General features: G+C 59.7%; 6 protein-coding genes. All 6 read right to left on the reverse strand.

Going from position 1 to position 9865, the window contains the following annotated elements; translation table 11 throughout:
• Positions 1-728, reverse strand: a 728-nt coding sequence (locus VGN12_17685) for a hypothetical protein (GenBank protein ID HEY4311285.1), incomplete at its 3' end; no start/stop codon positions are given.
• Positions 729-996: 268 nt separating this feature from the next.
• Positions 997-5070: a type VI secretion system membrane subunit TssM gene (tssM, locus tag VGN12_17690; protein ID HEY4311286.1), complete on the reverse strand. Its 4074-nt coding sequence runs from the start codon at positions 5068-5070 to the stop codon at positions 997-999.
• A 29-nt stretch (positions 5071-5099) separates the two neighbouring features.
• Positions 5100-6395, reverse strand: coding sequence for a type VI secretion system protein TssL, long form (gene tssL / locus VGN12_17695; GenBank protein ID HEY4311287.1), 1296 nt, complete (start codon positions 6393-6395; stop codon positions 5100-5102).
• A 471-nt stretch (positions 6396-6866) separates the two neighbouring features.
• Entirely contained in the window at positions 6867-7598 is a 732-nt protein-coding gene (locus tag VGN12_17700) for a DUF6708 domain-containing protein (protein HEY4311288.1), read from the reverse strand.
• A gap of 223 nt (positions 7599-7821) precedes the next feature.
• Entirely contained in the window at positions 7822-8751 is a 930-nt protein-coding gene (locus VGN12_17705) for a DUF6708 domain-containing protein (GenBank protein HEY4311289.1), read from the reverse strand.
• A gap of 1 nt (position 8752) precedes the next feature.
• Positions 8753-9865, reverse strand: a 1113-nt coding sequence (locus VGN12_17710; protein ID HEY4311290.1) for a hypothetical protein, incomplete at its 5' end; no start/stop codon positions are given.

The raw sequence follows: 9865 nt of genomic DNA on the forward strand, positions 1-9865 counted from the left end.
GGACGGTATCCACGGGCAGCTGCGTGGCAGCTCGATTGATACCGTCCGCGGGGTTGACGGTATTTGCCAGACTTCGCGTTCGGACGGGCTTTTGGCACGGGGCAGAAGCCGGCCACTTTCTGCCGCGCGCCTGAGCCATGCAGTAATCGTTCGAACGACCGGTCCACTCCCAAACACCGATCCCCAACGCGCGCTTGTCGGCCTTTGCGGACGTCCGACGACCTGATGTGAGTCTTTGACTTTCGCGCGGGCCTGCGCGAACTGCGACAGCCGATAATTGCCCACGTCTGGGGCGTGAGCTTGACCCCGGGCGCTTCGCAGCTAAGGCGCGTGCGCCGGCTGCTGGCTCGGGGGTACGGTGCATTGACTGGGGGTATAGTCTTGCCCGGAATGAGGAAGTAGAGCACCTGGGGGGCGCTCCAGGCCGTTTCCAGGGCTATCTTCTTCAGAGAGTCTCGAGGATTGTCGAGACCTTCGACGAGGGCGCCGCTATACGACTCGATCGCCGTGCGGTCGGGGCGGTAAATGCCTTTCTGCCCGGGCGCCGCGAATGGTTCGAACGTTGTCTTCTGCTCGCGGGCATCGGCGACGACCCACATGGGTAGCGCCGCGACGGCCTCTGCATTCGGCCCCCTCTGCTTGAAGCCGGGACCCGAAACGGCGAAGGCCGCGGATATCTGGTGCACCCGGGCCCATCGTTCGAGCCCGCCATGCGTTTCGATGGCCAACTTCACAAGTTCGTGCATCTGTGCGTCCTCATTCGTCCTCGATTCGAGGCGTGCTTGCTGACCTGCCACTTGAGCGTGGGGCTGTGGGTTCAAGGGCTTGTGATATGCAAAGCCTTGACGTGCTACAGGGCCAAGTGTAGCGAGCGAGGTGGGCCGCTGGTACGGTCATAAACGCCAGTTTTGTCGTCGTTTGCGCCAGGCGCATTTTCATGCCCATGGTCCTGATCCCGGGCGACTGTCGTCGATTTCCCAAACCGAAGGGCCGCCCTCAATGGGCCGCGCCCGAAGCGGGCAGGCCCGCGGGCGCCGCAGGCGGCAGCCCCGGCGGCGGCCCGCTATCCGTCAAGTTGAACATCGGCATCGACGTCGGGCAACGGAATGTCTTCAGCACGTCGCTGGTCAGCGGATTCGCCACGGTTCCCGCGCTCGCGATGTCCAGCACGGCCTTGCGGCCGTCGAAATCGAACACGACCCGGGTGCGCCCCGGCGTGGCCGTTTCGACGACGTGACCTTTCTGAAGCAGGCGCATCAGTGCCCACGGACCGTCCGTCGCAATCGTCGAGGTGTCCGGGCTGATCCGCGGGCTCGCCGTGATTTCGGTATGGACGCCGCCACGCGGCCCGGGCCAGCTCACCGTAAACGGCGTAACGGGACCATGCTGGTACAGCGTGGTCTGGCCATCGATGTCGAGCAACAGGCTGGTGATCGTCGGATCGAGTTCCGGCACCCGGATGTCGGCCTTCCAGCTGAGCTGCTGCTGGCCCGGACCGGCAAAGAAAATGTCGCGAATCGCCTTCGCGTGCTGGAACGGTTCGAGATCGGGGCCCTGCACCGGTTCCGTGGCGCCGGGCAGGGTCCTGTACCGCCACGGCTTTGCGGAGGTATCGACGAAAGGCGCGAGCGTCTTCGTGAAGAAATCGTCGATGACGCCGCCGCGTGCGAACACGCGCGTAAAGTCGTCGATGCTCACGTCCCGCTTGCTGTCGGTCGCGAACGGATAGTTACCCTCGATCGTCAGGCGGCAGGTGTCGCCGACCACGGCCTGCATCTGGCGCGACAGCAGCTGGCCGATCCCCTGGTTCACTTCGAGCGAGCCGCTCGCCGCAAGCTGAAGCAGCACGGCCTGGAACGGCGCCGGCATCGTGGCGGCCGTCATCTTCAGCCTGGCCGCGGTGTCGCTGGCGGGCGGCATGCTGTTGTTCGACAGCGCGTTATCCGCGACGGTCAGCGCCGTATAGTAGTCGTTCAACAGGTTCGACACGCCGTCGAGGCCGGTCTTGCCCGCCTGGGCCGCCGCCGTTTGCGGCGGCCCGGCCTGCGTCTGCGCGCTACCCGTGACGACCTCGCGCAACGCCGCGAAATGGTTGTCGACGAGCTCGCGTTCGATACCTTCCGATGCGCGGATGCCGAATGCCTGGTCCGCTTTCTGGTTGAACGAGTCAGTCGCCTTCTGCAGGAAAGAGCCGTCCGGCGACGCCACCGGCTGCGTGAGCGTGGTTTCGTGTACCGCGGCGCGCGCAAGCCGTGCCAGCGGCGAATCAGGCGCCGCGAAGCTGCGCAGCACCTGCAGGTTGAAGTCGAGACTCGTGCCGCTTACCGTGCGGATATCGCCGAGAAAGGCATCCCATTGCTGCGCGTACTCCATCAGGTATTCGCGCCGCACGGCTTCGGTCAACGCATCGTCTGCGTCGTTCGCGTGGCTTACGAGGTCAGCCGTTTTTTTTTGAGCCGCGCCGGACATACCCGCAAGGTAGGGCCGGCCCATGACCCACGCATCGTCGACGCGCGCGACCTGCACGAACTCCTTTAGCCGTTTGTCGAACAGGTTGTGGTAGCCGTCGTAGGTGAAAAGGCCGGGCACGCCGCGAGAGAGCGGCGCGCCGCTCGCGCGGGTAAAAACCGTCCCTGCCTGCGGGCCCACCGCGCGGAGCAGCGTGAATTCGTCCGGCGCCTCTTTCTGCATCGCCGCTTTCGCGCGCTCGTACAGCCGGTCGGTTGCATTGCTGCCATCGAGAAACGCTCGCACCTGCTGGATCAGCGCGTCATTGCGAATCAACGGCGACTGCACGATGCGTGCGCCGGAGAAGAGCTGCTGCACGTGGTCGATCATCGAAGCGCGGCCGCCGAACACCGCCGCGCTGTCGGACTTCGCCCAGTCGTCGAGCACCCATGCCTTCACGTCGCCGGCATCGTATTTACCTTTGTCGTAGAGCATCAGGTAGACGCGCAATGCATCGTAGGCGGTCTTCGAATCCTTGTTCGCGACGGCCTGCGAAATCACGTCTTCCATCCGCTGCACGATTTGCGGCAGCAGCAGCTTGTCCTCCAGTGCATCGTAGGTGCGGTGACTCTCGGCCACGATGTCCGGCGGCGTGTAGAGGCCATAGCGCCAGGCGGCATCCGGGCCGGACAGGTCGAGACCTGGATAGGCGGGCAGGTCACGCGACGCCGTCAGCGTGTCGGGCACCGCTTCCGGTCTGGGTTGCCGGTAAAGCTGCGTGACCCTTGCGGCAAGCGCTTGCGTCTTGTTGCCGATCGCAACGAGGTAATCGCTATTGTTGCCGAAGCTGATGCGAAGCCCCAACGCGAGCCACACGAACAGCAGCAGCGCGAGCGCGTGGCCGATGAGCCGCAGCGAGCGGAAGCGATACTCCCAGCGCAGGTTAGGGCTGACCAGATGCGCTTCGGGAAACACGATCTTCGAGAGCAGATCGTGCAGGAAGAAACTCTGCCTGCCTTCCGCGCGACGGGGTGCGTTCGGCGTTTCTTCGAGACTGGCGCTCAGGCGCTGGGCGATCGTGCGACGGTCGGCTACGGTCTCGTCGCCGGTCTGCGAGGCACTGGTGAAATACACGCCGCGCAGCGTCGAATGAAGCTGGGTGTCGTCGTAGCGGGAGTCGAGGAAGATGCGCCCGATCAGCTCGTCCAGCGAGCGGATCAACGCGCTGAACTCCTCGGGCAGCGCGGCGAGCCGACGGCGCTTGCCGGCATCGTATTCGTCCTGCAGGCGAGTGTCGACAGCCGCGGCGAGGCGCGCGCCGAGCTGTGTCAGTTCGTCATGACAGCGCGCCCGCAGGCCTTCGCGCGCGATGGTTTCCTTGCCGTACGGAAGCGTGAAGCCCCAGGCCTGCGCGCGACCCTCGGACGTCAGCGAACCGAAGTATTCGGCGAAACCCGTGAGACGGTCCACCTTCGTGATCATCAGATAAACCGGAAAGCGGATACCCAGTTCCGTGCGCAGTTCTTCGAGACGCCCGCGTAGCGCGGCCGCGGTGGAAATACGCGTGGCTTCGTCCGCGCTGAGCAGTTCGGCCAGATCGACGGCGAGCAGCGCGCCGTTGATGGGCGCGCGCGGGCGGTGCTTGCGCAACATGCCCAGAAAGCCGAGCCATTCCGCGTTGTCGACGCTCTGCCGCTCCCTGTGCATATCCGTGGCATTCGAGCTGGACGTGGCCGCAACAGAGTTCGACCCGGCCGGGGCGGCGTTGTCGTCGCTATTGCCGGCTTCGTCGTTCGCTTGAACGGCTATCGCGGTGCTTTCCGCTTCGCCCGACACAGGTAGCTTGGCGGAAGCCTCATTCGTCGACGTTCCGTGACGTGTGTAATAGCCGGCCGTGTCGATGAGCACGGCATCGTTGGTGAGCCACCAGTCCACCGCCGTGCTGCCGCCCATAAGCGCGCCGGCTGAACTGTGCATCTGCTCGGCGAGCGGGAACGACAGACCGGCATTGAGCAGCGCGCTGGTCTTGCCGGAAGCATTCGAGCCGAGCGTGATGTACCACGGCAACTCATACAGGTAGCGCTTGCCCTGAAACAGCTTGCCGAGTCCGCGAGCGCCAGTGCGCATCGATTTGAGGCGGGCGAGCGCGCCGGCGACAACCGCCTCGACTTTCCGAAGCTGGCTGGCGGCGGGCGACGCTTCTTTCTTTCCGCCGAAGTCGAGCATTTTGCGCAGGAACTGCTCCTCGTTGCGCATTCGCGACCAGAGCCGCCCTAGCCAGTAGATGATGAACACCGTCAGCACCACGGCGATCGCAGTCAGACGGGCGGATACCGGCTCGAACGGCGACGCGCGCCCCAATGCGAGCAGCGGCGACGCATACCAGATCAGCAGGCATAAAAGCGCAACGAACACGACGCTGGTCGACCAGCCTGCCAGCCACAGCAACATGCTGGCAAGCAGCAGCGCGATCAGCAGGACGCGAATGCCGGCGCCGGCCAGCGGCTTGAGGCCGCCGAACGCAACGAAGGGGCCGACAAACCAGATCATCAGCGCGATGACGATCAGCGCGAGCAGCGCGAGGCACTGGCGCGAGACCAGAAACGACAGAAACTTCTTCATACTTGTACCTTGGGCATGGAGCCGGTTCGTTACTCTGCGACCGCAATCTCGACACGCCGGTTTTGTGCGCGTCCGTTAGCCGTGCGGTTGTCCCCGATGGGATCAGCGTCGCCCTTGCCGATAGCTTCGAGCCGGCTGGCAGGCACGCCATCGGCCTGCAGCATCTGCAGGACTTCGGTGGCGCGCTGTTCTGATAGCGCGTCGTTCGACGCGAACCGCCTGCTGCGGATCGGAATGTTGTCCGTGTAGCCCAGCACCGTGATCTTGCCTGGCACCTTCGCGATTTCGTCGGCGATCTTTGCGATCAACGGCGCCATCGACTTCTTGACCGCAATACCGCCGGGCGGGAACATCGCGTCGCCTTGAAACGTGACATTGCTGTGGCGCGCATCTTCATCGACGCTGACCGTGCCGGCCGCGATCTCGTTCTTGAGCAGCACTTTCAGATGCAGCGCCGGCGGAGCAGGGGGCGGCGTCATGCGTCCGATGTCGGCGATCTGCTTCTGGACTTCGGCGCCGTGGCCGAGCAGTTGATACTTGAACCACCCGAAGAGGCCGAGCAGGGTGACCGACAGCACGGCAACCGTGATCCACACCGGAAAGTCGTAGAACGACAGCCGTTTGCCTTTCACGCTGGATTGCCAGTGCGGCGACAGTGCCACGGGAACCGGCGCTCGCTGCGAGGTGATTTCGTTGTAGAGGCGTTGACGCACGGCGTCATGCCTGCGCCGGCCATCGGCTTCGTGCCGGTAGCGGCCCTCGAAGCCGAGGCTGAGGATCCGGTAAATGACTTCCAGCAGATCGCGATGCTCCTGGGGCTCCGCGAGGAGCCGGCCAATCAGCAGGTAGACCTTGTCGCCGCCCTGGCGGTCTTCGTGGAAAATCGTCGCGAGCCCGTTGGTGATCCATTCGACGCCGCTATTGCCGCCTTTGCCCCACGCGGTCTGCATCGCGGCTTCGTCGAGGGCCGTGCATAAGCAGTAGCGGGCGCCGACCATGTGGTCGCGGCGGATGTTGGCTTGCTCGCAGAGTTTGAGGAAGATGCGGAGTTCTTGTTCGAGCATTTGCCGAAGCAGTTCACTGGCGTGACTGTCCAGCTTGTCGGGCATGTCGGCTTGCGCTCTCAATAGAGGACGTGCCGCCTCGAGCAGCGGATTTCGCGCCGCTCGAATGGCATTCAGCCGCTGCGCCTCCGTTTCGCCTGGGGGGATGACATAGGTTTTTCTGTTCCGATCGGGATCCACGACATCCGCGTAGGCCGGGGAATCGACGGAAACCAACACATCCTGCGTCTGGCCGCCCAGATATTTCGCACGGTCAATCATCCAATCCTCGCAACTGTGCTGCTAATAAGTGAACATCCGCACTCGGTGTGGTGCCCGTGCAGGGCGACCCGGATTCCGCCGACCGTTAGCGTCGGATGCGCTTCGATAATCTTGTTCACACCATGCGGTCGACCGTCTGGATACCGTTTCGGACAATCGACCAGATCATGAAGGCGAGCAATGGGCTTGCCGCTAATCTCGTGCGAATCGGAACCTGTGATGATCCGGCCGCCATGGTCGGTGCTATCGCCTAGTACTGCGATGGGAAGGGACATGCTTACTCCTCTGATCTGAAAGACTCGGCGGCCTCTCGGATTTAAAGCTTGTGAGAATTGACCGGTTCAATCGGACGCACTTTTTAGTGCCTCTGATTGGAGAGTGCTTCTTCGGTCAGCTTGCTGATTGATACGAGTCGTTTTTGGAGTTCTGCTCCGTGTAGCCCGTATCGGCCCTCGGCCGCGATGGAATTGCTCATTCGTTTCTGATCGGCTCCATCGGGATCTTGTCGGGGTTGCGTGAGGCATCGCGCAGGTAGGGATCGAACGAATCAACCTTGCATTGCGCCTCCACTTCCGCTGGCCATGCTGGAATTTTGCTTGTGTGCATCGCGAACCAACGGCCAAGCGACGTAATAAGGAAGACAGGCGAGAGCAGGATTTGACCGATGGGCAGTCCGTTCAAGCCAAAAAAGAGATACGCGAGTCCAACCTTGAACTTTTCGCGCCGCCCGGCGATATCGTGGCACCAATAGACGTCACGATAGATCGTAGCTGGGCCATCTTCCATGTAGCGACGAAAGAATTCCCACGCGTGCTGCAACTGGTCGATCCTCATGGTGTCGCCAGGCAATGCAAAGGTTTCAAGCACGGTTTCCCCGTCTTCATCGAGCACATGGCCGCGAATGTCCCAGTTTTGTGCGCCGGCCATCCGCTCACACCGTCCGAGCGTGAAAAAAATATCATTCCACTTTGCCTGCAAAACCGTGCCGTTGGTTCTGAACACGTACACCATCCGGTTTCGATAATTGAAGCGAATTGGGAAATGCGTCCAGTGGAACGACTCTTTGAGTAGTCCCCAGGTCGCGAAAACCCAAAGTGGCGCTGAAATTGGTACAAAGATATAAATTGCCATCCAATCCATGGTCGAAGTAACTAACAAAGGAACAAAAAAATCGCGAAAGGAATTGCAATGCCAAGCAAACAAATCAATGTCATAAATCCTAGGTACAAAAACCACCGGTCGATGCACTCGAGATAGGTAGAATTCATCCTTATCACTGAAATGTTGTAGAACGGCGTAATCCTCAAAGGAACATTTTGGCACAACCGATTGGAGCGCTCTTCCTTAGTCAGCTTGCGATTGACACGATATTTTTTTGCGTAGAGACCGGTGTAATCCATGTCAGATCTCAGTCGCCACGGAATACTCACTCATTTTTGATTGGCTCCATCGGGATCTTGTCGGGGTTGTGTGAAGCATCGCGCAGGTTGGGGTCGAACGGATCAACCTTGCATTGCGCCTCCACTTCCGCTGGCCATGCCGGAATTTTGCTTGTGCGCATCGCGAACCAACGGCCAAGCGCCTCGAAGAAGAAAAACGGATAAGACAAAATTTGAGCAATCGGGTGGCCATTAAATGAGAAAAGCATCGTTGTGAGTCCGGCCTTGAATTTCTCGCGCCGTTCGGCGATATCATGGCACCAATAGACATCGCGATAGATTGTGGCCGGCCCGTCTTCCATATGGCGACGAAAGAATTCCCATGCCTGCTTTAACTGGTCGATGTTCGTGTCGTCGCCTGGCAATGCGAAGGTTTCGAGTATGGTTTCCCTGTCTTTATCGAGAACATGGCCGCGGATGTCCCAGTTCTGAATTCCGACCATTCGTTCACACCGTCCCAGCGTGAAAAAAATGTCATCCCACTTTGCCTGAAAAACCGTGCCGTTGGTTTTGAATACGTACACCATCCGGTTTCGATAGTTGAAGCGGATTGGGAAATGCGTCCGGCGGAACGACTCCTTGAGTAGTCCCCACGTTGCCAAGACCCAAAGCGGCGCTGAAATTGGTACAAGGGTAAAAATTGCCATCCAATCTATTGATGGCATAACTAACAAAGGAATAAAAAAAATCACAAAAGGAAGCGCAATACCAAGTAAACAAATTACCGTCATCGTTCCCCGATACAGAAACCATCGATCAACAGATTCGAGATAGGTCGAGTTAATTTTGATTACCGAAAGATTATAGAGCGGCGTAACGTTAAGAGCTGCTTTTTGGTGCAGCTGATTGGAGCGCTCCTCTTCAGTCAGTTTACGATTGACGCGATATTTTTTTGCATAGAGTCCGGTATAATCCATGTTAACTCTTGGTGGCGACGGACAGCTCGCTCATTTCGATTTCGGCGTTTTGATAACAATCCTTTGCGTCCAGAATGCCCCAGTAGCAGCGTTTGAGCCATTTGTCGATATTGTTATCGTGAAGAAATGGGGCGACGATGCCTGAGCCAATTAAAACGAAAGTCGCCACAATTGCCCAATCTCCTGAACCGGCCGCAATTAGGCCGGCGGCCACGGCGCCGGATATAGCGGATACTCCTAGATCTGTGCCCAACGCGAAATTTTTTTCGCGAAAAGCTTCAATTGAATTTTTTCCGTCCCAGAATGAATTCATTCCAGCGGAAATAACTCCCGCACGCTTTGCCGTAGCATCCATTATTTGCTCTACGATTTTTAAAAAAACAGCACGCCCCATAAACAGAGTGGTTTCTGCCATGGCGCCAGCCGCCTGCGAAATGATATCGGCAATAGTCGCTCCAATAGCAATGGCGGCACTCCCCAGCCTGTACTGGTTTTCGATCTTTTCGTCCTTCATGGACCCGGCGAGATCCCGCGACACCTTCCGATAGGCGGCCAACTGGAAAAGGCCAGCGAGAAGGTTGCCTACGAACGGTATCGCCTTGCCCGCCCTTGCCGCCATTCCGGGAACGTCGATGCGCTCGCGCCATGCCGAGAGATTCAAATTCTCAATTTCGTCGGCAGAGCGGATCGAACCCGCAAGCCATTTAGCCTGTTCGTTCTTCGTTAGCCCTTTCGGCATGCCTTTGATTGTCTCCTCATCGATCATCACCAGGAATTTCGATGAAACGGTTGCGTTCATCGGCTCGCCAAGAATCTGTAACCGGCGCAAGGCGAGCGATACCTCGCGTTGAATAGCGTTGCGGCTCATTTTTTTGACGCCGGAAGTTTTCAACAACTGACCGATAAGCGAAGCACGATATGCCTTGTAAGAACCCGTTAGCCGGACGGGTACGACCGGCCGGCCACTGGCAACCGCGCATGCCACGAGAGCATGGCTGACGGGTCCATCAACAGCGCTCTGCAGAACCTGGGTTATCGATCCGCCGATCGAAGAGAGAAACTGGCCCAACACCTCGGGGGCCTGTTTTGCCACGCCGTCAATGGAGTTGTTGAA

This window comes from Pirellulales bacterium, from assembly GCA_036499395.1.
Lineage (GTDB): Bacteria > Planctomycetota > Planctomycetia > Pirellulales > JACPPG01 > JACPPG01.